Genomic DNA, 23357 nt, shown 5'->3' with positions numbered 1-23357 from the left:
CGCTGACCAGCCTCCGTCGTTCAGTGTAACATGTCGCGCACAATTCACCGGCTGGGGCCGGATACAAGGTAGCCTGCTTTTCATGTTCAGACCCTTACCCTTTTTTATCGGCCTGCGATATACCCGCGCCAAGCGGCGTAATCACTTCATTTCTTTTATCTCACTGATCTCCATGTTGGGCCTGACGCTCGGCGTCATGGTCATGATCCTGGTGCTGTCGGTGATGAATGGTTTTGATCGCGAGCTGCGAACCCGCATCCTGGGCATGGTCCCGCATGCGACCATCAACGGTTATCAGCCCATCGATGATTGGCGCTCGCTGGCAGAGCAGCTGGAGAGCAACCCCAAGGTTGTCGGCACGGCGCCCTTCATTCAATTGCAGGGCATGCTGACGCATAACGGCAGCGTGGCCCCGGTGCTGGTCAACGGGATTGACCCGCAGGCCGAAAAGCGCGTCTCTATCCTGCAGAACCACATGCAGTCCGGCTCGCTGGATAATCTGGCCGAAGGCGAGTTTGGTATCGTCATTGGCGAGTTGATTGCCAAGCGCTTTGATGTCGCTCCGGGCGACAAGCTTACCTTCGTACTGCCCGAAGCGTCGGTGACGCCGGCCGGGGTCTTCCCGCGCTTGAAGCGCTTCACGGTGGCCGGTGTGTTCAAGGTCGGTGCCGAGCTGGATGGCTCATTGGCGATGATTCACGTTGCCGACGCGGCGCGCCTGAGTCGCTGGCAGCCGGGACAGGTGCAGGGTGTGAGGTTGCAATTGCAGAACCTGTTCGAGGCGCCGCAGGTGGCCTGGGACTTGGTTCGCGAGCTGCCGGGCGACTATTACGCCCAGGACTGGACGCGCACCCACGGCAACCTGTTTGCGGCAATCAAGATGGAAAAGACCATGATTGGTCTGCTGCTGATGCTGATCGTCGCGGTGGCAGCGTTCAACATCATCTCGACGCTGGTCATGGTGGTAACGGACAAAAAGGCCGATATCGCGATTTTGCGCACCCTGGGCGCCACGCCCGGCTCCATCATGGGCATCTTCATGGTGCAGGGCTCACTGATCGGCATCGTTGGTACTGTCAGTGGCTGCATCCTCGGCGTGCTGGCAGCGCTGAATGTGTCCGATATGGTCGCCTGGCTGGAGCGGGTGCTGGGTATCCAGTTCCTCAGCTCGGATGTCTATTTCATCAGCTATCTGCCCTCAGAGCTGATCTGGAGCGATGTTGTGGTGATTTGTACCACCGCCCTGAGTTTGAGTTTCCTTGCTACCTTGTATCCCGCCTGGCGGGCATCACGTACCGAGCCGGCGGAGGCCCTGCGTTATGACTGATGTCGTTCTCGAATGCCGTGATCTGAGTAAGGAGTACTCAGTCGGCCCGCAAACCCTGCGGGTGCTGGATGAGGTCCAGTTGCGCTTGCTGCGCGGTGAGCGCGTCGCCATTGTCGGCAGTTCCGGCTCAGGCAAGACCACTCTGCTGAACATGCTCGGCGGGCTTGATACGCCGACCTCGGGCGAAGTACGACTGGCCGGGCAGCAATTGTCGACGCTGAAGGAGGCTGAGCGCGGTCGCCTGCGCAATCAGGAGCTGGGGTTCGTTTATCAGTTCCATCACCTGTTGCCGGAGTTCACTGCCCTGGAGAACGTGTGCATGCCGCTGCTGATTGGCAGAACGCCGATCAGTGAGGGCCGAGAGCGTGCAACTGCAATGTTGGAGCGGGTAGGGCTGGGCGAGCGCATTGGCCATAAGCCGGCCGAGCTGTCCGGTGGCGAGCGTCAGCGGGTGGCCATTGCCCGAGCCTTGATCAGTCAGCCTGCCTGTGTGCTGTTGGATGAGCCGACCGGCAACCTTGATCAGCAGACCGCCGAAAGCATTCAGCAACTGATGCTGGAGCTCAGCCAAACCCTGCAGACTGCCTTTCTGGTGGTCACCCACGATCTGGCGCTGGCAGCGCGTATGGATCGCACCTTCACCCTCAAGCACGGGCAACTGCGCGAGCAGGTCTGAGCGCTGATTACTCGGGCGACTGGCGACGGCGTCGCAATTTGCGGCGCTGCCAGTTGCGCGACACCCAGATGCGCCAATACAACAGCGTCAGGACGTAGCCCAGTCCGGCGATGACCGTGCCAACGATCAATGAGCCTAGCAGCAGCGGCTGCCAGATGTGCTGCAGCTCGGACATCAGCCAAGTGAAGGATAGCTCCATCGGCATGCTGCGCTCTGGTGCGCCCAGCAGCAACGTACCGACCTTGTACTGGGCAAAGAAGATCGGCGGCATAGTGACCGGGTTGGTCAGCCAGACCAGGCTGACAGAAATCGGCAGGTTGGAGCGCGCAACGATGGCCACCGCCGCTGCCACGGCCATCTGCATCGGAATCGGCAGGAAGGCGACGAACAGGCCAACGGCCATCGCGCGGGAGACGCTATGGCGGTTGAGATGCCAGAGGTTGGGATCGTGCAGCAGGTTGCCCATGAACTGCAGGGACTTGCTGCCTTTGATCCGATCCGGGTGGGGCATCATGCGTTTGAGAAAACGGCGTGGCATCGCAGGATTCGGCTAGGTGGGCGTTGGCCAATTATGCCCGGATTGATACCTCTGCACTACTGCCTGACGGCGAGGGTCTGGTGCCGTTTTTTTTCCGGGTCTTTCCGGAGGTGCCTGTAGCGCTGCCAACCAAGCAGCGAGATGCGTCGGCAGCTGCCCACAGGAAAACAGGATGTTTCCGTGACTCACCCCTACTTGCTGCTGACCACGCTGCTGGTCGGCCTGCTGATCCCGCTCTGTTTTACCCGCTTGCCCGCGCTGCTCTGGTGGGGCTGGCTGGTCCTTGCGCTGATTGCCTTTTTCTTGCGTCGCCGGCCTGCAGGTCGGCTGCTCCTGGTCTTTGCGCTGGGCGCGTGCTGGGCGCTGGCCTGGCATCAATGGCAGCTTGGGCAGCGTCTTCCATCGCGCTTGGATAATCAGACGCTGGAGCTGGTCGGGACCGTCGCCGCCTTGCCTGAGCAAACCGAGACCGGATGGCGCTTCATGTTGCGTGATGGGCGTAGTCTGGAGGGCCAGCGCCTGCCGTTGATGCGCTTGCACTGGTGGGGTGGAGAGGCCGTCCGTGCGGGCGAGCAATGGCAACTGACGGTACGTTTGCGTGCCCCGAGAGGCATGCGCAACCCGGGTACATTTGATTACGAGGCTTGGCTGTACGCCCAGGGCATCGGTGCTGTGGGGAGTGTGCGGGGCGGGCAGCGCATCGCAGCTGCGCCGCCCTTGGGGCAATGGCGTGATCGATTGCACCGGCATCTGGGCGCCACTTTGGTGTCCGAGGACAACAAGCGCCTGCTGGCCTTGCTGATAGGGGATCGCCAGGCCCTCTCCGATGCCGACTGGGAGGTGCTGCAGCGCACGGGCACGAGCCACTTGCTGGTCATCTCCGGCCTGCACGTTGGCATGCTGGCTCTGGCCTTTTTTGTATTGGTGCAGCTGCTGCTGCGCTGCTCCCCCTGGCATTGGCCCTGGCCCCAACTGTGGCTGGCTGCGCCGCTGGCGCTGGGCGCTGCAGCCGGTTACGCGCTGCTGGCCGGGATGGCAGTGCCGGTGCAGCGAGCGCTGCTGATGTGTGCGGCGGCTCTGTTGCTGCAGCTGTGGCGTCGCTCCGTTGCGCCGCTTACGGTCTGGCTGCTGGCGATGTGCATGGTTGTGCTGGCCAATCCGGCGGCGCCCCTGCGTGCCGGCTTCTGGCTGTCGTTTATGGCGGTTGCGCTGTTGATCCTGGCAATGGGCGGACGGCTGCATAACTGCAGTTTGTGGTGGCGCTGGGGGCGGGCCCAGTGGGTTGCCTTTATCGGGCTCTGGCCCTGGCTGGTGCTCTGGGGCATGCCGGCCAGTGGCGCCTCGATGCTGATCAATCTGCTGGCGATTCCCTGGATAAGCCTGCTGGTAGTGCCGCTGGCACTGCTGGGCAGCGTTATGGAGCTGACGGTCGGCTGGGGGCAGCCGTTGCTGCTGGCTGCCTGGTTACTCAACCTGTTGATGACGGTGCTTGCCTGGGCGGGCAGCTGGAGTCCGCTGATTTATCTGTCTTTTCCGGGCTGGGGGAGCTGGAGTCTGGCCCTGGCTGGGTGCGTGCTTTTGCTGTTGCCCGGCAGCGTTGTCCTGCGGCCGCTGGCGTTGCTGTGTCTGCTGCCACTACTGATGGCCGAGCAAACGCGGCCGGCGCCCGGGGAGCTGCGTGTCGTGACGCTGGATGTGGGGCAGGGCTTATCGGTGTTGCTGCAGACGTCTGAGCACACGCTGCTGTATGACGCCGGTGCACGGCTGGCCAGCGGCTTTGATCTCGGCGAGGCGGTCGTGGTGCCCAGCCTGCTGGCTTTGGGGGTTGAGCAACTGGACATGCTACTGGTCAGTCATGGCGATAACGATCACGCCGGTGGCGCACCCAGTGTGGTGCGTATGCTGCCGACCAAGCGCCTGGTTGCGGGTCAGCCCGAGCGCCTGCCGGGGCTGGGCGCGCAGGTGTGCCGCCACGGGGAAAGCTGGTCTTGGGATGGGGTCGAGTTCACGCTGTTGCGTGCGGCGCTGCCTGATGCGCCTGCCAATGGCCAGTCCTGCGTGTTGCAGGTGCGCGCCGGCAGCCAGGTCTTGTTGTTGCCGGGCGATATTCGTCAGGCCGAGGAGTATGCCCTGCTGCCGCTGCTGGCGCCGGCAAACCTGTTGCTGGCGCCGCATCATGGCAGTCGCAGTTCGTCGAGCTTTGCGTTCATCCGGCGGGTGGCGCCGGACTGGGTGGTATTCAGCGCTGCGTATCACAGCCCATACGGGCATCCGCATCCGCTGGTTGTGCAGCGCTACGAAGAATTGGGCAGTGATGCGATTTATACTGGCCACTCGGGGGCGGTCGGTTTTATCCTTGGCCGCTCGGGGCCGATTAGCCCCGAATGGCGCTGGCGGGAGGCCGCACGTCGTTTCTGGCATCAATGATAAAGAAGGGTTATTCGCCGGCCGACAGGGCGGCAGCCTGTGCTAGAGTAGGCAACCATTTTGGGGAGGGATCGCTTGTGTGGGAATTGATCAGTTCTGGCGGTTGGTTGATGGCGCCCATCATCCTGTCGTCAGTCATTGCTGTGGCTATCGTCTTTGAGCGTTTGTGGGTCTTGCGCGCGGCGCGGGTCGCACCGGCAGGTTTGCTCGGTCAGGTCTGGCAATGGGTCAAGGATGGTCAACTGGACGCAGCCAAACTCAAGTCGCTGCGTGCCGATTCGCCACTGGGCGAGATTCTCGCCGCAGGCCTGGCCAATTCGCGCCATGGCCGCGACATCATGAAAGAGTGCATCCAGGAAGCCGCCGGCAAGGTGGTGCATGAGCTGGAGCGCTACCTCAACACCCTGGGTACCATCGCTGCGATCACGCCTTTGCTGGGTCTGCTGGGTACCGTCATCGGCATGATTGACGTGTTCGGCGCCATCATGGTGCAGGGCACCGGCAACACGGGCGTACTGGCCGGTGGTATTTCCAAGGCGTTGATCACCACGGCTGCGGGTCTGACCGTGGCCATTCCGGCGGTCTTCTTCCATCGCTTCTTTGTGCGCCGTGTTGATGAACTGGTGGTCACCATGGAGCAGGAGGCGACTAAGCTGGTAGAGGTCGTGCTGGGCAACCGTGAGGTGGACTTCAACGGCAATGGCAACGGCCGCAAGCTGGCTGCCGCCGGTGGCAAGGGAGCCTGAGCGTGAACTTTCGCCGGCAGAAGATCGAAGAGGTCAGCGTCAACCTGACACCGTTGATTGATGTGGTGTTTCTGCTGCTGATCTTCTTTATGGTGTCGACCACCTTTACCCGAGAAACTCAACTCAAGCTGGAGCTGCCGCAGGCTGCTTCCGGTCAGCGGGTTGAAGATCGCAGCATCCAGCAACTGGAGCTGACCATCGCCGCCAACGGCGAGATGGCGCTGAACGATCGAACCCTGATGCGCTCGGACCTGGAAACCCTGACAGCTGCGCTGCGCAGAGAATCCGGCGGGGATACCCTGTTGCCGGTAATTATTACCGCTGACGCACAAACGCCGCACCAGTACGTCATCATCGCGATGGACGCCGCCGGCCAGCTCGGCTTCAGTAAGCTGCGTCTGACCACCAGTGAAATCGAGGCGGACGCCACGCAGTGAGCGGTTCGTCCCTGGAGCAGCGGCTGCTGCGCGCCTGGTACAGTCGGGCTGGCTGGCTGAAGCTGCTGCGTCCGCTGTCTGCGCTGTATCGCCGCGTTGTGGTGCGGCGTCGCCAGCAGTATCTGGATGGACAGCGTGCCCAATGGCAGCCGCCGGTGCCGCTGATTGTGGTGGGCAATATCACCGTCGGCGGGACTGGCAAGACGCCGATGGTGGTCTGGCTGGTCGAGTTTTTGCGACGTCAGGGTTACCGGCCCGGCGTGGTCAGTCGCGGTTACGGAGCCGCGCCACCTTCATTCCCCTGGTTTGTCTCCCCAGCTGATGCGCCGGCTATTGCCGGTGACGAGCCGCTGCTGATTGTGCAGCGCTGCCAGGTGCCGTTGGTCATTGACCCGGACCGGCCGGCGGCCGCTCGTCGGCTGCTGGAAGAAGGGGTAGACCTGATTATCAGTGACGATGGTCTGCAGCATTACGCCCTGGGCCGCAGTGTTGAGCTGGTTTTGCTCGATCAGCAGCGTGGCCTGGGTAACCGGCGCTGTCTGCCCGAAGGGCCGCTGCGTGAGCCGGCTGAGCGCCTGCAATCGGTTGATCTGGTAGTGCGTAACGGCGCTACCGCTGACGGCCCCAAGGGCTACGCGATGCAACTGGCGCCTGGCGTGCTGGTCAACCTTGTGAGCGGTGAGCGGGTTGCCGCTAACCGCTGGTCGGGCTCTCGTCAGGTGGCCGCGATGGCGGGCATTGGCAATCCCGAGCGTTTTTTCGCCACCCTGCAGACGCTGGCCTTCGAATGCGAGACCTACATCTTTGCTGATCATGCCCGCTATGATGAGCAGGTGCTGGCGCCTTTGCCAGCCAACAAGCCGTTGCTGATGACCGAGAAAGATGCGGTCAAATGTGCCGCGATTGCGCGCGACAATTGGTGGTATCTGAGTGTCGATGCGCAGCTTAGCGATGACTTTGCAACAGCGCTGCTGGCGCTGTTGCCTGCGCCCGAAAGGGCTTGCGAATCAATCCAGGAGTGATCGATGGATCCCAAACTGATGGACGTACTGGCTTGCCCTCTGTGCAAGGGGCCGCTGGTGTTGAGCAATGACAAACAGGAACTCTGGTGCCGCGCAGACGGGCTGGCCTTTCCGGTGCGCGACGGTATCCCGGTGATGCTGGAGTCCGAAGCGCGCGCACTGGATGCTGACGAAAAGCTGGGTGGCTAAGCCATGTTCCATGTGATTATTCCGGCCCGCTACGCCTCCACGCGCCTGCCAGGCAAGCCGCTGCAGCAGATTGCCGGCAAGCCGATGGTTCAGCACGTCTGGGAGCAGGCGCGCAAGAGCGGGGCGGCCAGCGTTACCGTGGCTACCGACGACCCGCGTATCGTCGAGGCCTGTCAGGCTTTTGGTGCGGCAGTGGTGCTGACGCGTGAGGATCACCCCTCCGGTACGGATCGCCTGCAGGAAGTGGTCAGTCAGCTCGGCCTGGCCGATGACGCCTGCGTGGTCAACGTGCAGGGTGATGAGCCGCTGATTCCGCCAGCGGTCATCGACCAGGTGGCGGCCAATTTGCTGGCTGCCAGTGATGCCGGCATCGCGACACTCGCTGAGCCGATCACTGACAGCGAAACGCTGTTCAACCCGAATGCCGTCAAGGTGGTGACCGATCATCAGGGTTATGCCCTGTACTTCAGTCGTGCGCCGATGCCCTGGTGTCGCGATCAGTTCGCCAATGGGCCGGCGCCGCTGCCTGAGCAGATTCCCTTTCGGCGTCACGTCGGCATCTATGCGTACAAGGTCAGCTTTCTGCATGCCTACGTCGGCTGGCCGGCGAGCCCGCTGGAAACGGCCGAGTGTCTTGAGCAGCTGCGCGCTCTCTGGTTTGGTACCCGCATTCGTGTTGCCGACGCGTGCGAGAGCCTGCCGGCAGGGGTCGATACCGCTGAGGATCTGGCCCGTGTACGGGCGCTGCTGGAGTCGGCATGAAGCAGGTGCTGTTTGTCTGTCTGGGTAACATTTGCCGTTCGCCCAGTGCGCAGGGTGTGTTCGAGGCGCGTTTGGCCGAGCGTGGTCTGCAGCGCGCCTATCAGGTCGACTCGGCCGGTACAGGCGGCTACCACGCCGGTGAGCCGCCGGATCGACGGGCGCAGGCTGCAGCCCGCCGGCGCGGCTACGATATCAGTGGCCAGCGTGCTCGCGCGGTCCGTGATGGTGACTTCCATGAGTACGATCTGATCCTGGCCATGGATCGCAGCAACCTGGCGAATCTGCTGCAGCGTGCGCCGGCCAATTGCCGGGCGCAGGTGCGTTTGTTTATGGCTGGAGTCGAGGGCTGGCCGCAGGAAGTGCCCGACCCGTATTTTGGTGGTGAGCAAGGCTTTGAGCAGGTGCTGGATATGCTTGAGGCTGCCTCCGATGCCCTGCTCGCGGAGCACGGGCACTGATGCTGCTGCGAAACGGGGTCGATCTGAAGCCCTTCAACACGATGGCGTTGGCTGCCCCGGCAGCGCATTTTGTGCAAGCCGAGACTGATGCGCAGCTGCGTGAGGCGCTATTGCTGGCCGAGCGTGAGGGCTGGCAGGTGACGCTGCTCGGTGGTGGCAGCAATATGATCCTGGCCGGGCCCGTGACCGGCCTGGTTGTGCGCGTCGCCAGTCGCGGGCGGCGAGTGCTGTCGCGTGGCCGCGAGCAGGTGCTGATCGAGGCTGAAGCAGGCGAGAGCTGGCACCAGCTGGTTTGTTGGGCGCTGGACTTGGGGTTGAGCGGGATTGAAAACCTGGCTCTGATCCCCGGCACTGTCGGCGCGGCGCCAGTGCAGAACATTGGTGCTTACGGCGTCGAGCTCTGTGACTGTCTTGATAGTGTGCAGGCGCTGGATCGGCAGACCGGCGAGCTGTGCTGGTTTGATCGCGGGCAATGCGACTTTGCTTATCGTGATAGCCGCTTCAAACGCGAGGCTGGTCGCTACGTCATTCTGCGGGTACGCCTGCGGTTATGGCGGCGGCCGCGCCTGGCTGTGGACTACGCGCCGCTGGCTGAGGCCTGGCGAGCGACGGGCCTGCAGGCCGCCGATGCGCGCGTGGTAGCCGCGCTGGTTATGCGCATTCGGCAAAGCAAGCTGCCCGATCCGTTGACATTGCCCAATGCGGGCAGCTTTTTCAAAAACCCGGTGGTGCCGGTTGATCAGGCGCAGCGGCTCGCGGAGCGGTTTCCATCCATGCCGCAATACGCTCAGGCGGGCGGTGGGGTGAAGTTGGCAGCGGCCTGGCTAATTGATCAGGCTGGCTGGAAGGGCTTTCGCGATGGTGCAGCCGGCGTGCATAGCGAGCAGGCACTGGTGCTGGTCAACCATGGTGGCGCAACCGGTGCGCAGATTCTGGCGCTTGCAGCGCGCATTCGTGCCGATGTGCTGACACGTTATGGTGTTGAGCTGGAGCAGGAGCCGCCGGTGGTTGGGGCTGCCGCTCTGCCATAGGGTGTGGGTGGACTGAAGGTAAAAGCCCGGCGCATGCGCCGCTCTTTTTTGTGGGGCGTGGGTACAAAAAAGGGGATGCCGATCGGCATCCCCTTTTTAGTTGCTACCCGTCAGGGCTTTTCGCTGTCGACTGCGGGCGTTTCCTTGCGGGTCTGCTCGCTGTCTTCGCTTTCTGCCTTGGCGTCGGTGGCCTCTGCTTCTGCTTCGGTGTCGGACTCGGTGCTAGCCTCGACCTTGGCTTCAGCTGCGGCTGGTTCGGCAATGGACTGCTCTGCGCTTGCCGCCGGCTCCGTCAGCAGGTCTGCCTGCTGCGGTTGGGTGGCAGGTGCAACCTCTACCTGAGCTTCAGTCTCTGCTGCCTTGGCGGGCTCAGCTTCGGCTGCAGTTGCTTGCGCTACGACCGACTCGGCTGCAGCAGGCTCGGCGGCCGGAGCTGTCTCGCTTTGTGCTGCCAGGGCGGCTTCTTCGGCCTGGCGCTTGGCCTCAAGCTGACGTTTGCGGATTTCGCGCGGGTCGTTATAGGCGCGGCCGCTTTCAGTCAGTGCCGGAATGGCGGCGTCTTGCGCTTCAGCCGGCGCAGGCTGCTCTGCCTCAGGCGCTGCGGCGGGCTGCTCTGGAGCTGGCTCGGCTGCGGCTACAGCGGCTTCTGCGACGGGCGCGGCAGCAGGCGCTGCTTCTGCGGGCGCTTGCTCTGCCGGAGCTGGCTCGGCTTGCGCGCTATCGGTCGCTGCTTCGGCGCTTTGCTCTGCTACAGCTGCAGTAGCAGGTGTCTCTGCAGGCTGCTCGGACTGCTCTGCAGTGTCCTCGGCGCGGTTGCCATTGCGCTCGCGGCGCGGACGGCGGTTGCGCTCGCCACGCTCACGGCGGGACGGGCGGGCTTCTGCCTGCTCGGTTTGCTCGCCAGACGCTTCGCCTTGAGCATCGTCAGTCGCTGCCTCGGTAGCGGCCTGCGGCTGCTCTTCGCTGTCGGACTTGTCAACCGGCTGGGCTTGGGTGAAGGCCTCGACGGCGGTCTCGATGGAGGCTTCCAGCTTGCTGGCAGCTTCGGTCAGGCCCGCTTCAACCGGTGTTTGCACGTCGGTGACGGTCTCAGCATCGGCGTCGACTGCAGTGGTTACTGCTGCATCGCTGCTGGGGGCGTCGGCAGCGGTGGCAACGGCTGCGGCGACGGCGGTGGTGCCGGCTTCGCTGTTGTCACCTTCTTGCTGAGCGCCTTCGGCCTGCGGACGACGACGGTTGTTGCGACGACGCTGGCTGCTGCGTGAACGGCGCTTGGGACGCTCGCCTTCGTTACCCTCGGCTGCGTTGTCTTGGGCTTCGTCAGCGGTGGCCTGCAGGTTGTTCAGCTCATCGTTTTGCTCGGCTTCTTCTGCGCGCGGTTGCGGGGCGCGGCGCTCGCGTTGCTCACGTGGCTGACGGTTCTGGCTATCGTCCTCGCGGTTGGCGCGCTGTTCGGCGTCAGCCGGGCGACGACGGCGGCGAGTGTTGCCGGCTTCGTTCTTGCGGGCTTCGCTGGCGTCGTTCTCGCTGCGCTGTTCGGGCTTGGCGCCTTGTGCCTTGCGGTCACCTTCCTGGCGGTTGCCACGATCGTTGCGCTCACCGCGCTCACCGCGCTGGCGACGGTTGCGGTTGTTGCGGCGCTCGTCGGCGTTACGCGGATTGCGCTCACGCTTGCGCTCGTTGCTGTCGCTTTGTTCCGGCTTCTCGGCTTGCTCTGCAGCCGGCTGTTCGCTGGCGAACAGGCCTACCAGGCTCTTGATCAGACCCTTGAACAGGTTCGGTTGAGCGGCTTGCACAGCTTCGACCGGTGCCGGCGGAGTCGGTGCCGGGCGGGCAGGGGAGAGTGCCTTGACGGCTGCTTCCTGACGCACGATGGCGCGGGTCTGGCTGACCGGAGCGGGTTCTTCCACTTCGACAGCAGCGGTGGCGGTGTAGCTGGACTCGCCGTTGAGGACCGATTCGTGATCGTCACGCAGGCGCTGCACGTCAAAGTGCGGGGTGTCCATATGCGGGTTGGGCAGGACCAGCACGCGTACGCGGGTGCGGGCTTCGGTCTTGGCCAGGGCGTCGCGCTTTTCGTTGAGCAAGAAGGTGGCGACCGGTACGGGTACGTGGGCACGTACTTCGGCGGTGCGGTCCTTCAGGGCTTCTTCTTCGATCAGGCGCAGCACGGACAGGGACAGGGACTCGACGTCGCGGATGGTGCCGCGGCCATTACAGCGCGGGCAGACGATACCGCTGGTCTCACCCAGAGACGGGCGCAGACGCTGACGGGACATCTCCAGCAGGCCGAAGCGCGAGATGCGGCCAACCTGTACGCGGGCGCGGTCGGCTTCCAGGCTTTCACGTACGCGTTCTTCGACGGCTCGCTGGTTCTTGGCCGGTGTCATGTCGATAAAGTCGATGACGATCAGGCCGCCGATGTCGCGCAGGCGCAGTTGGCGAGCTATCTCTTCGGCTGCTTCCAGGTTGGTCTGCAGCGCAGTTTCTTCGATATCGCCACCCTTGGTTGCGCGGGCGGAGTTGATGTCGATGGAAACCAGGGCTTCAGTGTGGTCGATCACGATGGAGCCGCCGGACGGCAGTTTCACTTCGCGCTCGAAGGCGGTTTCGATCTGGCTCTCGATCTGGAAGCGGTTGAACAGCGGTACGCTGTCTTCGTACAGCTTCACCTTGCTCGCATACTGCGGCATGACCTGGCTGATGAAGCTCAGGGCTTCTTCCTTGACCTCTTCGCTGTCGATCAGTACTTCACCGATGTCCTGGCGCAGGTAATCGCGGATGGCGCGGATGATGACGTTGCTTTCCTGGTAGATCAGGAACGGGGCCTTGCGCTCTTCCGAGGCGCCCTTGATGGCTTCCCAGAGTTGCAGCAGGTAGTCGAGGTCCCATTGCAGTTCTTCTGCGCTACGGCCAAGGCCGGCGGTGCGCACGATCATGCCCATGTCGGCCGGTACGTTCAGGCTGTTCAGGGCTTCGCGCAGCTCGTTACGCTCTTCGCCCTCGATGCGGCGAGAAATGCCGCCGGCACGGGGGTTGTTCGGCATCAGTACCAGATAGCGACCGGCCAGGCTGATAAAGGTGGTCAGGGCTGCGCCCTTGTTGCCACGTTCTTCCTTGTCGACCTGGACAATGACTTCCTGGCCTTCTTTTAGAACGTCCTTGATGTTGACGCGGCCTTCAACCTGCTTGGAGAAGTATTCGCGGGAGATTTCCTTGAGGGGGAGAAAACCGTGGCGTTCGGAGCCGAAGTCGACAAAGGCGGCTTCCAGGCTGGGTTCGACGCGGGTGATACGGCCTTTATAGATGTTGGCCTTTTTTTGCTCGCGGGCGCCGGACTCGATGTCCAGATCGTAGAGGCGTTGACCGTCTACCAGGGCGACACGCAACTCTTCGGGTTGAGTTGCGTTAATGAGCATTCTTTTCATGAAGTACCGTTGTGTTTCCAGAGCTATCCGGTCTACACGGGCACGGCACCTGCGACTCTTCAGTTAGGTGTCAGGTGTGTTTCTGTCATCGGCCAAGCCGAGATGCAGAGTTCACATCGCCACCTGAGTGGCGACAGTTCTGTCTGTTACTGCTACTGCATACAGAGAAACTGCTTCGGGACTCCCTGCCGTGCGGTCTGGCGGGGCGCGGCAGCGGATGAGCTGCCGGATGGGTCCTGGGGCGTCTACGCAAGGTCTGCGGAGGCCGTCGGGCCGTATTGCCTGCGCGCCGTGGCGCTATTGCAGGGAATCCTTGGGGAGGAATCAGCTGGACTGGGGACGGGGACATGCTTGTTGGCAAGTGTCTACGCTCGTCACATGATCCTGAAGCTGTGCATCTCCACCTAAACACTTACCCATCTGAATCGGGTGCCGCTCCGTACATTGAACGGGAGCGGGTTAATGTTCTGGTCGCCCGTGGGCGCCCAGTCGGTCAAACACAGGGCCTGTCGACGTTTTGAGTTCTGCTTGCTGCGTCAGGCCGCCGTGTGGTTGTTTCTGGGGGTGGCAGGCCGTTGTCTAGCCTGAGTTCCCCGGCTGCAGAATCGGCAGCTCGCCGGACTATAGCAGCATTTTTTAAGTGCTTCAATTGCATGAAAAATTGTATGATGCGCCGATGAAAAACACCGCTCCAGACCTTCCCGCCCAGGTTCAGTTCGATCACATCTCCGCCGATCAGGCGGGGCAGCGGATCGATAATTACTTGATTACGCGCCTCAAGGGCGCGCCCAAAACCCTCGTCTACCGCATTCTGCGCAAGGGCGAGGTGCGGGTGAACAAGGGGCGAGTCAAGCCCGATTACCGCTTGCAGGCGGGTGATCAGTTGCGCATTCCCCCGGTTCGTCTGCCGGCGCCGGATGAGCCGGTGCTGGTGGGGCAGGGCATTTTGAATGCGCTTGAGCAGAATATTCTGTTCGAGGACAAGGGCTTGATCGTGGTCAACAAGCCGGCCGGGCTGGCAGTGCACGGTGGCAGTGGTCTGCATTTTGGGGTGATTGAGGCGATGCGTCAGTTGCGTCCTGATTGCCCTCAGTTGGAGCTGGTGCACCGGCTTGATCGCGATACCTCCGGCTGCCTGATGATCGCCAAGAAGCGCAGCGTGTTGCGTCACCTGCATGCTGCGCTGCGCGGTGACGGGGTGAATAAGCGCTACTGGGCGCTGGTGCGCGGGCGCTGGCCGGGGGCGACGAAGAAAGTGCATGCGCCATTGCAGAAAAACAACCTGCGCTCCGGTGAGCGCATGGTAGAGGTTGATCCGGCCGGTAAGGAAAGCCTGACCGAGTTCAGTGTGCTGCAGCGCTTTGGTGAGCGCGCCACCCTGGTTGAGGCGCGGCCCATTACCGGGCGCACCCATCAGATTCGTGTGCACGCAAAGTACGCCGGTCACCCGATTGGGGGTGATCCTAAATACGGTGACGATGACTTTTCCCGGGAGCTGCGCGAGCTGGGCGGCAAGCGGCTGTTCTTGCATGCGCGCTCGCTGGCGGTGACGCTGGCCGATGGCGAAGCGCTGCAAGTGCAGGCTGAGCCGGGCTCTATGTGGGATGAGACGCTGCGCAGGTTGGCCGCCCATGTCGATTGATACGCTGATTTTTGACTGGGACGGCACTCTGGCCGACTCGATAGGTCACATCGTCAGCACCATGCAGAGCGCTGCGGTGGCTGTCGGTCTGCCGGTGCCCAGTGACGAGGCGGTCAAGGGCATTATCGGGCTTGGTCTGCCGGAGGCGGCTGCGGTGCTGTTTCCGCAGCGCCCTGATCTGGCAGTGCCTGTGGTTGATGCCTATCGCGACATTTACCTGAGCGATGATCAGCAGGCGGTGCCCTTGTTTGCCGGTGTTCGGCAGGCGCTGGATGACTGGCGTGAACAGGGTTATCTGCTCGCTGTCGCAACGGGTAAAGGGCGCCGTGGTCTGAGCCGAGTGCTCGGTCAGCATGATCTGCTGGATTATTTTGACGCCACGCGTTGCGCTGACGAGACTGTCAGTAAGCCCGATCCGGCCATGCTGCATCAGATCTTGCGGGAGCTGGGGCGTGGCTCGGGCGCAGCTGTGATGGTGGGTGACAGCAGCTTTGATATTCAGATGGCGCACAACGCCGGTATGCGTGCGGTGGCGGTCAGTTACGGTGCGCAGTCGCGCGATCAGCTTGAGAGGCTGACGCCGGTGGCGTGTATGGACAGGTTTGTCGAGCTTGCGCCCTGGTTGTCCGGGCAGCGGGCAGATTCTCGTGGCATCGGGTTGGAGAGAGTTTGATGGATCAGGATCGTTGGACGGAAGGCAATATGGTGTCGGGTGAGCAACGTCGTGAGGCCAAGGAAGATGCCAAGGCCTGGAAGTTGCTGGAAAAAACGCTGACCGCTTCGCTGCAGGAGCAGCGTCGCTCGCGTCGTTGGGGCATCTTTTTCAAGACGCTGACCTTTGTATATCTGTTCGTCGCACTCTTGCTTATCTCGCCGTTTGGCAGGATGGGCGCGGCAACCAGCGTCGGGCCGCACACGGCAGTGGTCGAGGTGCGCGGCGTGATCGCTGACCAGGAGGAGGCCAGTGCCGACAACCTGGTAGGGGCGCTGCGCGAGGCGTTCGAGGACGAAAACACCCAGGGTGTGGTGCTGCGTATCAATAGCCCTGGTGGTAGTCCGGTGCAGTCGGGCTACGTCTATGACGAGATCAAGCGCCTGCGCGCTCTGCACCCGGATATCAAGGTGTATGCCGTGATTACCGATCTCGGTGCCTCCGGTGCCTACTACATTGCATCGGCGGCTGATGATATTTACGCGGACAAGGCCAGCTTGGTGGGCTCGATTGGTGTAACGGCTGCCAGCTTCGGCTTTGTCGATACCATGGAGAAGCTCGGGGTGGAGCGCCGCACTTACACGGCCGGCGAGCATAAAGCGTTTCTTGATCCTTTCCAGCCGGAGAAGCCGGAGGAGAAGGCGTTCTGGCAGCAGGTGCTCAATACCACCCATCAGCAATTCATTGATAGCGTGAAGGCGGGGCGTGGTGATCGCCTGAAGGAAAACCCGGATCTGTTCAGCGGTCTGGTGTGGTCGGGTGAGCAGGCGCTGGAGCTTGGCCTGATTGACGGGTTGTCCAGCACCTCTGCGGTTGCGCGTGACGTGATTGGTGCGGAGGAGTTGGTGGACTTTACCCGTCAGGAGTCGCCGCTGCAGCGTTTCACTCGTCAGTTGGGCGCCAGTATGGGGGCTGAATTGGCTACCCGTGCCGGTCTGGGTGGTCCGCAGCTGCGCTGATCAGGGGAGCTGAACGCCTTCTTTTGCCAGCATGGCGCGCAGGCGGATGAGCGGCAGGCCGATCAGGCTATTTGGGTCGTCGCCCTGCATGCGTTCGATCAGGGTGATGCCCAGGCCTTCGGACTTGAAGCTGCCGGCACAGTCGTAGGGCTGCTCACTGCGCAGGTAACGTTCGATTTCGTCGCCGGTCAGTGAGCGAAAGGTGACATGGTAGGGCTCGACGATGCCCTGGCCTTGTTTGCTGGCGCTGTTGTAGAGATACAGTGCGGTAGAAAAGGTTAGGGTGCGTCCGCTGCTGCGGGTGAGCTGATCAACTGCGCCGGCGTGGTCGAGCGGCTTGCTGACGGGCTCTCCGTCCAGCAGGACAACCTGGTCGGAGCCGATGATCAGGTGGGCGGGGTAGCGCTCGGCCAGGGCCTCAGCCTTGCTGCGGGCCAGGCGCTCGGTCAGGCTGGCTGCGGACTCGAAGGGCTGCGCTGTCTCGTCAATGTCTGGCGCTGCGCACTCGAAGGGGAGTTGCAGGCGTTCGAGCAGGGCTTTGCGGTAGATTGAGCTCGAGGCAAGGACAAGTGGCAGCATGGTGACTCTCCGGTTGGCTGGGCGCCCATGGTAGCGGCATCTATGGACGCTTTGCGAGCCGCCGAACGGCAGGACAATCGAGTCTAAATAGTTTTGACAGGCGGGGCATGTCCCCCTAGAATTGCGCGCTTATGTCTGGAACCATACCCCCGCACATCGAGCCGCTCCGGCTGGTAGACCGCAGAATCACGCTGGAAGGCGTGGTGAAGACGGCCAGTCTTGGGCGTTTAGCTGCGCTGCTGGATGCGCCGACGGGTGATGTACAGGTCGAGCTGTACTTCTCTCGCGACGAACAGGGTATCGCCACCATGCATGGCCGGTATCAGGTAGATGCACCTCTGGTGTGTCAGCGTTGCCTGGAACAGGTCGTGGTGCCGATCGACAGTGAATGTGATGTGGGGTTTGTAAAAAGCGACGAGGCCGCCAAACAGCTGCCGCGTCGATATGAACCGGTTTTTGTGGGTGAGGAGCCTCTCGATCTGTTTGCGCTGATCGAAGACGAGCTGCTGTTGGCGCTGCCAGCAGTGCCGATGCATCCGCCACAAACATGTCAGCATCCGCCAGGGTATCGCCCTGAGACGGCGGAGCTGGAGGAAAAGTCTGAGAAGCCTAATCCTTTCAGCGTGCTGGCCAATTTAAAACGCGATACCTGAGCTTAGGAGCTTATTAGTCATGGCTGTTCAGCAGAACAAAAAGTCCCGTTCCGCACGCGGCATGCGTCGTTCCCACGATGCGCTGTCCTCCGCTGCCTTGTCTGTCGACAAGACCACTGGTGAAACTCATCTTCGTCACCACGTTTCTCCTGACGGTTTCTACCGTGGTCGTCAGGTAGTGAACAAGGACAACGACGAATAAGTTTTGTCCGCGTCAATCCGCATAGCGATTGATGTGATGGGCGGGGACCGCGGTCCCCGCTGCATTGTCTCCGCTGCCCTGCGCAGCCTCTCCTTGTATCCCTCCCTGCATATCACTCTGGTTGGCGCTGCCGATAGCGTCGAGCCGTTGCTGACACCTGCCGATCTTGCCTCCGGGCGAATTGCCTTGCGGCCTGCCCGCGAACAGATCCTTGCTGATGACCCGCCTGCCAGCGTGCTGCGTGGCAAGCGCGATGCGTCCATGCGCGTTGCGTTGCAGTTGGTGCGCGATGGTGAGGTGGATGGCTGTCTGAGTGCCGGCAATACCGGTGCACTGATGGTGCTGGCGCGGTCCGTGCTGGGCACGCTCGATGGCGTGCGGCGGCCGGCGATCATGGCGGCCTTGCCGGTGTCCGGCAAGCTTTGCCATGTGCTGGATCTGGGTGCCAATGTCGATTGCCCGGCCGAGCAGCTGTTTGAGTTTGCGCTCATGGGCTCGGCTGCCGCGGCGCAGCTGAGCGGTAATCCGGCGCCGCGCGTCGCCTTGCTCAATATCGGCAGTGAAACCCACAAGGGTAATCGTCAGGTACGTGATGCTGCCGGCCTTCTGGCCTCCTGTGCTCAGCTCAATTACATCGGGCACATAGAAGGTGATGGCCTGTTTCGTGGTGAGGCTGATGTGGTGGTGTGCGACGGCTTTGTCGGCAATGTGCTGCTCAAGGCCAGCGAAGGCCTGGCTGGCTATCTGCAGGCCGAGTTGCGTGCGGCGGTAGCAGATAGTCGTTTGCTACGCTGGCTGGCGCCGCTGGTGTTGCATGCAACACGCGCCGTGCGTGAGCGGCACGATCCGGCGCGCTACAACGGCGCCAGCTTGCTTGGCTTGCGTGGTGTTGTGATGAAAAGCCATGGCGCCGCAGACGAGGCGGCGATGGTGGCGGCCATTGGGCACACGATGCGTGCCTGCGAGGTGCGACTGCCGGAACGTATTGCCGGTTGCGTGCAGGAATATCGGGCTGCGCTGTGACCTTGACCGGGAGCAGGGCATCCAAAAAACCAGTTGGGGTCTGTTGCTGTGTCGTGCGTCCGCCTGTTGTAGCCTGCAAGGTCGCTGGTCAGGCAGCAAGCTGTGCAGCGTGGTCCAGCCCCTTAGCTCTGCAATCTTTTGATAACAGGATGATGATATGACGTATTCCCTCGGCTTTGTTTTTCCCGGTCAGGGTTCGCAGTCGGTTGGCATGCTTGGTGAGCTGGCTGAACAGCACGCCGTCATCAAGAACACCTTTGCCGAAGCCTCCGATGCGTTGGGCTATGATCTGTGGGCGCTGAGCCAGAATGGCCCCGAGGCAGATCTGAATCGCACTGACCGTACGCAGCCGGCTATCCTGACTGCATCGGTAGCGCTCTGGCGCCTGTGGTGTGAGCAGTCCGCCGCGCGCCCTGACTTTGTTGCCGGCCACAGCCTGGGTGAGTACTCCGCGCTGGTTGCCGCAGGTGTGCTGCAGTTTGCCGACGCCGTGCGTCTGGTTGAGCGCCGTGGTCAACTGATGCAGCAGGCCGTACCCGAAGGGCAGGGCAGCATGGCCGCCATTCTGGGTCTGGAAGATCAGCAGATCATCGATCTGTGCGCGGCAGCGTCTCAGGGCGAGGTGGTCAGTGCAGTGAACTTTAATGCCCCCGGCCAGGTCGTTATTGCCGGTCAGGTGGCAGCGGTTGAGCGCGCTATCGAAGGTTGCAAGGCCGCTGGCGCCAAGCGTGCGCTGCCTCTGCCGGTCAGTGTGCCGTCGCATTGCGCCTTGATGCAGCCGGCCGCCGAGCAACTGGCGAATGATTTTGCTGCGCTGAACTGGCAGGCACCTGAGATTACCCTGGTGCAGAACGTTACCGCGCGCCCGGCGGCTGATCAGGCGGCGCTGCGTCAGTTGCTGGTTGAGCAGCTCTACAGCCCGGTGCGTTGGGTTGAGTCGGTGGTATATATGGCCGATCAGGGTGTGACTGATCTGGTCGAATGTGGTCCGGGCAAGGTGCTCGGTGGGCTGAACAAGCGTTGCGCCAAGGGTGTCAACAATCACAGCCTGGAAAGTGCTGCGGGTTTTGAGGCCTGCCGCGCACAGTTTGCTTGAGGAGCATGGCATGAGTCTGGAAGGAAAGGTAGCGCTGGTCACCGGCGCGAGCAGAGGCATTGGGCAGGCGATCGCCCACGCGCTGGCAGCGCAGGGTGCCGTCGTTGTAGGGACAGCAACCAGTGATCAGGGCGCCCAGGCAATCGGCGAAAAACTGGCTGCTGCGGGCTACAAGGGCGCCGGCATGAAGCTGGATGTACGTGACCCCGACTCGGTTGCTGCAGTATTGGCTGCGATCACCGAGAGCTATGGTGCGCCGGCGATCCTGGTCAACAACGCGGGTATTACTGCCGATAACCTGTTGATGCGCATGAAGGATGATGAGTGGGATGACGTCATCGGCACCAACCTCAGCTCGGTCTACCGTTTGTCCAAGGCTGTCCTGCGGGGCATGACCAAGGGTCGCTGGGGGCGTATCATCAATATCAGTTCGGTAGTCGCTGGCATGGGTAATGCCGGTCAGTCCAACTACGCGGCAGCCAAGGCGGGTATGGAAGGTTTTACCCGTGCACTGGCCCGTGAAGTCGGATCGCGCGCCATTACTGTGAACGCGGTTGCACCTGGCTTTATTGACACCGACATGACGCGTGCGCTTAATGACAGCCAGCGTTCGGTCATGCTGGAGCAGATTCCACTGGCGCGCCTGGGGCAGGCTGAGGAAATCGCTGCGGCGGTTGCTTTCCTGGCCAGCGAGAGTGCGGGCTACATTACCGGTGCTACACTGCCGGTCAACGGTGGCATGTATATGTAACTGGCTGCCGCCGGTGGCGTTGCTGTCGGCGGTGACGAGTTTCAACAGGTGGAAGCCGCAGGCTTTGACCTCATTTGCGTCAGATACGATTCACGCTTGAAACCAAGAGAATTGTTTCTATAAACTACCCGCAGTCCGGCTTCTCGGAACTGCAAATAGGAGTGAGAACAAGGTATGAGTACCATCGAAGAACGCGTCAAGAAAATCGTTGCCGAGCAGCTCGGTGTCAAAGAAGAAGAAGTGACCAACAGCGCTTCTTTCGTTGAAGATCTTGGCGCTGACTCCCTGGACACCGTTGAGCTGGTGATGGCTCTCGAAGAAGAGTTCGAGACCGAGATTCCGGATGAAGAAGCCGAGAAGATCACCACCGTTCAGGAAGCTATCAACTACGTGAATGCTCACCAGAAGTAATCAAGTCGCTTGCTGACAGAAAAAGCCGCAGGGCCTCACGGGCCTGCGGCTTTTTTGTGTCTGCGTGTTTTTGTCGCGCAGGTAAGGGTTGCCGAGCGGGCTCACGGATAATGGCCTGTCTTGCCGCTGTCGCCGTTTGCGTCGACAATAGGGCAGTTTTGCGGCCGTTGCCGGCTGCCTTGGTGTTCAAGCGTTTAATAAGGAGTGTGCCGTGTCGCGCAGACGCGTGGTAGTAACTGGTCTGGGAATGCTGTCTCCCCTGGGTAATACGGTCGAAAGCAGTTGGCAGGCCGCGCTGGCGGGCAAGAGCGGTATCGGCCCGATCGAGCATATGGATGTCAGTGCCTTTAGCACCCGTATTGGCGGTTCGGTACGCGACTTCGAGGTTGAGCTGTACATGGCGGCCAAGGAAGCGCGCAAGCTGGACCTGTTCATTCAGTTCGGTCTGGCTGCCTGCATCCAGGCAATCAAGGATTCCGGTCTGGAAATTACCGACCAGAATCGTGATCGAATCGGTGTGGTGATGGGCTCGGGCATTGGCGGTTTGACCAATATCGAGAAGAACCATGAGCAGTTGTTGAACAGCGGCCCGCGCCGGATTTCGCCGTTCTTCGTACCGGGTTCAATCATCAACATGGTCGCTGGCTACCTCTCCATTCAGTATGGTCTGCAGGGGCCCAACTACGCGTTGACCACGGCATGTACCACGGGCACGCACAGCATCGGCATGGCCGCGCGCAATATCGCCTATGGCGAGGCCGACATGATGGTCGCCGGCGGTTCTGAAATGGCCACCACTGGCCTGGGCCTGGGCGGCTTCAGCGCGGCGCGTGCCATGTCCACCCGCAATGATGACCCGCAAGGCGCCAGTCGCCCCTGGGATCGTGACCGCGATGGCTTTGTTCTGTCCGACGGTGCCGGTGCCATGCTGCTGGAAGAGTATGAGCATGCCAAGGCTCGCGGCGCGACCATTTACGCCGAATTGGTCGGCTTTGGTATGAGCGGTGATGCCTATCACATGACTGCGCCGCCGGAAGACGGCCGTGGCGGTGCCAAGTGCATGGATAACGCCCTCAAGGATGCCGGCCTGAACCCGGACGAGGTCGATTACATCAACGCCCACGGAACGTCGACACCCGCTGGCGATGTAGCCGAGACCCGCGCGGTCAAGAGCGTTTTCGGTGCGCATGCCAGTGAGCTGGCGATCAGTTCGACAAAATCCATGACCGGCCATCTGTTGGGTGCCGCCGGGGCCGTCGAGGCGGTATTCAGTGTGCTGGCGCTGCGTGATCAGGTTGCCCCGCCGACCATCAATCTGGACAACCCCGGCGAGGATTGTGACCTGAACTATGTTCCGAATCAGGCGCAGCAGCGCGAGCTGAACGTGGTGCTGTCCAACTCCTTCGGTTTTGGTGGCACCAACGGCAGCTTGGTATTCCGTCGCTGCGAATGACTGGTGACGGCAAGGTAGCGGGTTGGACCCAGGTCAACGGTAAGTTGACTGACAGCCTGCCCCTGAGCGATCGGGGGCTGGCCTACGGTGATGGCCTGTTCGAGACATTGCGGGTGGTTGGCGGTCGTATGCCGTTGCTGGCCCGTCATCTGCAACGCCTGGCGCGTGGCTGCGAGGCGCTGTCGCTACCTTGCGATCGAGCGTTGATCGAGGCGGAATTGGTGGATGCGGCGGAACGGCTGGGCGAGGGCGTGTTGAAGCTGACGCTGACACGCGGCTCCGGCCCGCGCGGTTATGCAGCGCCAGCGCAGCCGACGCCCAGTCGTATTCTCTTCGCCGCGCCGCTGGCGCCGGCTGACCCCCGTCGCCGCGATGGTATCGCGTTGTTTCCCTGCCGCACCCGTTTGTCCGAACAGCCTTTGCTGGCGGGGCTCAAGCACCTGAACCGGCTGGATCAGGTGTTGGCGCGCAGCGAGTGGCAGAGCAGCGAGTTTGCCGAAGGGTTGGTGTGTGATCAGCAGGGGCGCCCGGTTGAGTGCACCATGAGTAATCTGCTGGTCTGGCGCGACGGTAGCTGGATCACCCCATTGCTGACCCATTGCGGGGTGCGCGGCGTGATGCGTGACTATCTGCTCGATACCCTGGCGGCGCAGGGCGTGCCGGTCGAGGAGCGGATGATGGATATGGATATGCTGTACAGTGCGCAGGAAGTCTGCTGCTGCAACAGTCTGATTGGAGTCTGGCCGGTGGTGCGGCTGGGCGAGCGGAGTTGGCCGGCAGGGCCACAGACCCGCCTCCTGCAAACCCTGGCAGAACAGGTTTATCAGTGAAGAGT

24 protein-coding genes are annotated in these 23357 nt (G+C 62.1%); 21 read left to right on the top strand and 3 right to left on the bottom strand.

The genetic code is table 11. The annotated features are described in order from the left end of the window. The first annotated feature begins 82 nt into the window (after positions 1 to 82). Positions 83 to 1327 carry a lipoprotein-releasing ABC transporter permease subunit gene (locus tag BM116_RS14305; RefSeq protein WP_083725947.1) on the top strand — a complete coding sequence of 415 codons (1245 nt, stop codon included), beginning with the start codon at positions 83 to 85 and terminating at the stop codon, positions 1325 to 1327. Continuing rightward, a complete protein-coding gene (lolD, locus tag BM116_RS14300; RefSeq protein ID WP_083725945.1) occupies positions 1320 to 2003 on the top strand; it encodes a lipoprotein-releasing ABC transporter ATP-binding protein LolD in 684 nt (227 codons plus the stop codon). The genes BM116_RS14305 and lolD overlap by 8 nt, the downstream gene beginning before the upstream one ends. Before the next feature lie 7 nt (positions 2004 to 2010). Here the strand turns inward: lolD and BM116_RS14295 are convergent, their stop codons facing one another. Next, positions 2011 to 2541 (bottom strand): DUF2062 domain-containing protein, encoded by a 531-nt coding sequence (locus BM116_RS14295; RefSeq protein ID WP_083725943.1) that lies wholly within the window; start codon positions 2539 to 2541, stop codon positions 2011 to 2013. Positions 2542 to 2721: 180 nt separating this feature from the next. Between BM116_RS14295 and BM116_RS14290 the strand changes: the two genes are divergently transcribed. The 8 genes from BM116_RS14290 (at position 2722) to murB (ending at position 9613) form a co-directional block, all read left to right on the top strand. Continuing rightward, on the top strand, positions 2722 to 4968 hold the full coding sequence (locus tag BM116_RS14290) for a DNA internalization-related competence protein ComEC/Rec2 (protein ID WP_169847247.1): 2247 nt from the start codon (positions 2722 to 2724) through the stop codon (positions 4966 to 4968). Between the two features lie 77 nt (positions 4969 to 5045). Next, the gene (locus BM116_RS14285; protein WP_083725938.1) at positions 5046 to 5714 is read left to right on the top strand and encodes a MotA/TolQ/ExbB proton channel family protein; all 669 of its coding nucleotides are present in this window, start codon (positions 5046 to 5048) and stop codon (positions 5712 to 5714) included. Positions 5715 to 5716: 2 nt separating this feature from the next. Then, positions 5717 to 6151: an ExbD/TolR family protein gene (locus BM116_RS14280; RefSeq protein WP_083725936.1), complete on the top strand. Its 435-nt coding sequence runs from the start codon at positions 5717 to 5719 to the stop codon at positions 6149 to 6151. After that, complete coding sequence (gene lpxK / locus BM116_RS14275) at positions 6148 to 7173, top strand: tetraacyldisaccharide 4'-kinase (RefSeq protein ID WP_235846770.1); 1026 nt, start codon at positions 6148 to 6150, stop codon at positions 7171 to 7173. The genes BM116_RS14280 and lpxK overlap by 4 nt, the downstream gene beginning before the upstream one ends. Positions 7174 to 7176: 3 nt before the next feature. Beyond that, complete coding sequence (locus tag BM116_RS14270; RefSeq protein WP_083725934.1) at positions 7177 to 7362, top strand: Trm112 family protein; 186 nt, start codon at positions 7177 to 7179, stop codon at positions 7360 to 7362. A 3-nt stretch (positions 7363 to 7365) separates the two neighbouring features. Then, entirely contained in the window at positions 7366 to 8124 is a 759-nt protein-coding gene (gene kdsB, locus BM116_RS14265) for a 3-deoxy-manno-octulosonate cytidylyltransferase (RefSeq protein ID WP_083725932.1), read from the top strand. Then, positions 8121 to 8582 carry a low molecular weight protein-tyrosine-phosphatase gene (locus tag BM116_RS14260; protein WP_083725930.1) on the top strand — a complete coding sequence of 154 codons (462 nt, stop codon included), beginning with the start codon at positions 8121 to 8123 and terminating at the stop codon, positions 8580 to 8582. The genes kdsB and BM116_RS14260 overlap by 4 nt, the downstream gene beginning before the upstream one ends. Next, positions 8582 to 9613, top strand: a complete 1032-nt coding sequence (gene murB / locus BM116_RS14255; RefSeq protein ID WP_083725928.1) for a UDP-N-acetylmuramate dehydrogenase — start codon at positions 8582 to 8584, stop codon at positions 9611 to 9613. The genes BM116_RS14260 and murB overlap by 1 nt, the downstream gene beginning before the upstream one ends. Before the next feature lie 110 nt (positions 9614 to 9723). Here the strand turns inward: murB and rne are convergent, their stop codons facing one another. Beyond that, the gene (gene rne / locus BM116_RS14250; protein WP_083725926.1) at positions 9724 to 13041 is read right to left on the bottom strand and encodes a ribonuclease E; all 3318 of its coding nucleotides are present in this window, start codon (positions 13039 to 13041) and stop codon (positions 9724 to 9726) included. A gap of 676 nt (positions 13042 to 13717) precedes the next feature. Here rne and rluC point away from each other — a divergent pair. From rluC to sppA, 3 genes are read left to right on the top strand one after another with little or no spacing between them, the layout of a single operon-like run. Further along, entirely contained in the window at positions 13718 to 14683 is a 966-nt protein-coding gene (gene rluC / locus BM116_RS14245; protein WP_083725924.1) for a 23S rRNA pseudouridine(955/2504/2580) synthase RluC, read from the top strand. After that, positions 14673 to 15356 (top strand): HAD-IA family hydrolase, encoded by a 684-nt coding sequence (locus tag BM116_RS14240; protein WP_083725922.1) that lies wholly within the window; start codon positions 14673 to 14675, stop codon positions 15354 to 15356. Before rluC ends, BM116_RS14240 begins: the two co-directional genes overlap by 11 nt. Positions 15357 to 15385: 29 nt before the next feature. Further along, entirely contained in the window at positions 15386 to 16354 is a 969-nt protein-coding gene (gene sppA, locus BM116_RS14235) for a signal peptide peptidase SppA (RefSeq protein ID WP_090475231.1), read from the top strand. Here sppA and BM116_RS14230 read toward each other — a convergent pair whose 3' ends face one another. Continuing rightward, positions 16355 to 16933 (bottom strand): Maf family protein, encoded by a 579-nt coding sequence (locus tag BM116_RS14230; RefSeq protein WP_083725920.1) that lies wholly within the window; start codon positions 16931 to 16933, stop codon positions 16355 to 16357. 131 nt (positions 16934 to 17064) lie between these two features. On the opposite strand from BM116_RS14230, the gene BM116_RS14225 reads away from it, so the two are divergent. The 8 genes from BM116_RS14225 (at position 17065) to pabC (ending at position 23352) form a co-directional block, all read left to right on the top strand. Beyond that, positions 17065 to 17586: a YceD family protein gene (locus BM116_RS14225; protein WP_083725918.1), complete on the top strand. Its 522-nt coding sequence runs from the start codon at positions 17065 to 17067 to the stop codon at positions 17584 to 17586. Positions 17587 to 17605: 19 nt separating this feature from the next. Further along, on the top strand, positions 17606 to 17788 hold the full coding sequence (gene rpmF / locus BM116_RS14220; RefSeq protein WP_065335934.1) for a 50S ribosomal protein L32: 183 nt from the start codon (positions 17606 to 17608) through the stop codon (positions 17786 to 17788). Between the two features lie 3 nt (positions 17789 to 17791). Beyond that, entirely contained in the window at positions 17792 to 18811 is a 1020-nt protein-coding gene (gene plsX, locus BM116_RS14215; RefSeq protein ID WP_083725916.1) for a phosphate acyltransferase PlsX, read from the top strand. Between the two features lie 157 nt (positions 18812 to 18968). Next, on the top strand, positions 18969 to 19907 hold the full coding sequence (gene fabD / locus BM116_RS14210; RefSeq protein ID WP_083725914.1) for an ACP S-malonyltransferase: 939 nt from the start codon (positions 18969 to 18971) through the stop codon (positions 19905 to 19907). Between the two features lie 10 nt (positions 19908 to 19917). Beyond that, positions 19918 to 20658, top strand: coding sequence for a 3-oxoacyl-ACP reductase FabG (gene fabG / locus BM116_RS14205; RefSeq protein ID WP_083725912.1), 741 nt, complete (start codon positions 19918 to 19920; stop codon positions 20656 to 20658). 174 nt (positions 20659 to 20832) lie between these two features. Next, entirely contained in the window at positions 20833 to 21069 is a 237-nt protein-coding gene (gene acpP, locus BM116_RS14200) for an acyl carrier protein (protein ID WP_044499790.1), read from the top strand. 211 nt (positions 21070 to 21280) lie between these two features. Beyond that, positions 21281 to 22522 (top strand): beta-ketoacyl-ACP synthase II, encoded by a 1242-nt coding sequence (fabF, locus tag BM116_RS14195; RefSeq protein WP_083725910.1) that lies wholly within the window; start codon positions 21281 to 21283, stop codon positions 22520 to 22522. Beyond that, the gene (gene pabC, locus BM116_RS14190; protein ID WP_083725908.1) at positions 22519 to 23352 is read left to right on the top strand and encodes an aminodeoxychorismate lyase; all 834 of its coding nucleotides are present in this window, start codon (positions 22519 to 22521) and stop codon (positions 23350 to 23352) included. The genes fabF and pabC overlap by 4 nt, the downstream gene beginning before the upstream one ends. Positions 23353 to 23357 lie beyond the last annotated feature (5 nt).

Source organism: Halopseudomonas pachastrellae, assembly GCF_900114765.1.
GTDB lineage: Bacteria > Pseudomonadota > Gammaproteobacteria > Pseudomonadales > Pseudomonadaceae > Halopseudomonas > Halopseudomonas pachastrellae.
Note: the sequence above shows the minus strand (reverse complement) of the source record. Positions and strands in the feature narration are given on the sequence as shown.

What these genes read in the sequence shown, in the direction of transcription:
- BM116_RS14305 (WP_083725947.1), top strand. Translation starts at nt 83, where the DNA reads ATGTTCAGACCCTTACCCTTTTTTATCGGCCTGCGATATACCCGCGCC.
- lolD (WP_083725945.1), top strand. Translation starts at nt 1,320, where the DNA reads ATGACTGATGTCGTTCTCGAATGCCGTGATCTGAGTAAGGAGTACTCA.
- BM116_RS14295 (WP_083725943.1), bottom strand. Translation starts at nt 2,541, where the DNA reads ATGCCACGCCGTTTTCTCAAACGCATGATGCCCCACCCGGATCGGATC.
- BM116_RS14270 (WP_083725934.1), top strand. Translation starts at nt 7,177, where the DNA reads ATGGATCCCAAACTGATGGACGTACTGGCTTGCCCTCTGTGCAAGGGG.
- kdsB (WP_083725932.1), top strand. Translation starts at nt 7,366, where the DNA reads ATGTTCCATGTGATTATTCCGGCCCGCTACGCCTCCACGCGCCTGCCA.
- BM116_RS14260 (WP_083725930.1), top strand. Translation starts at nt 8,121, where the DNA reads ATGAAGCAGGTGCTGTTTGTCTGTCTGGGTAACATTTGCCGTTCGCCC.
- murB (WP_083725928.1), top strand. Translation starts at nt 8,582, where the DNA reads ATGCTGCTGCGAAACGGGGTCGATCTGAAGCCCTTCAACACGATGGCG.
- rne (WP_083725926.1), bottom strand. Translation starts at nt 13,041, where the DNA reads ATGAAAAGAATGCTCATTAACGCAACTCAACCCGAAGAGTTGCGTGTC.
- rluC (WP_083725924.1), top strand. Translation starts at nt 13,718, where the DNA reads ATGAAAAACACCGCTCCAGACCTTCCCGCCCAGGTTCAGTTCGATCAC.
- BM116_RS14240 (WP_083725922.1), top strand. Translation starts at nt 14,673, where the DNA reads ATGTCGATTGATACGCTGATTTTTGACTGGGACGGCACTCTGGCCGAC.
- sppA (WP_090475231.1), top strand. Translation starts at nt 15,386, where the DNA reads ATGGTGTCGGGTGAGCAACGTCGTGAGGCCAAGGAAGATGCCAAGGCC.
- BM116_RS14230 (WP_083725920.1), bottom strand. Translation starts at nt 16,933, where the DNA reads ATGCTGCCACTTGTCCTTGCCTCGAGCTCAATCTACCGCAAAGCCCTG.
- BM116_RS14225 (WP_083725918.1), top strand. Translation starts at nt 17,065, where the DNA reads ATGTCTGGAACCATACCCCCGCACATCGAGCCGCTCCGGCTGGTAGAC.
- rpmF (WP_065335934.1), top strand. Translation starts at nt 17,606, where the DNA reads ATGGCTGTTCAGCAGAACAAAAAGTCCCGTTCCGCACGCGGCATGCGT.
- fabD (WP_083725914.1), top strand. Translation starts at nt 18,969, where the DNA reads ATGACGTATTCCCTCGGCTTTGTTTTTCCCGGTCAGGGTTCGCAGTCG.
- fabG (WP_083725912.1), top strand. Translation starts at nt 19,918, where the DNA reads ATGAGTCTGGAAGGAAAGGTAGCGCTGGTCACCGGCGCGAGCAGAGGC.
- acpP (WP_044499790.1), top strand. Translation starts at nt 20,833, where the DNA reads ATGAGTACCATCGAAGAACGCGTCAAGAAAATCGTTGCCGAGCAGCTC.
- pabC (WP_083725908.1), top strand. Translation starts at nt 22,519, where the DNA reads ATGACTGGTGACGGCAAGGTAGCGGGTTGGACCCAGGTCAACGGTAAG.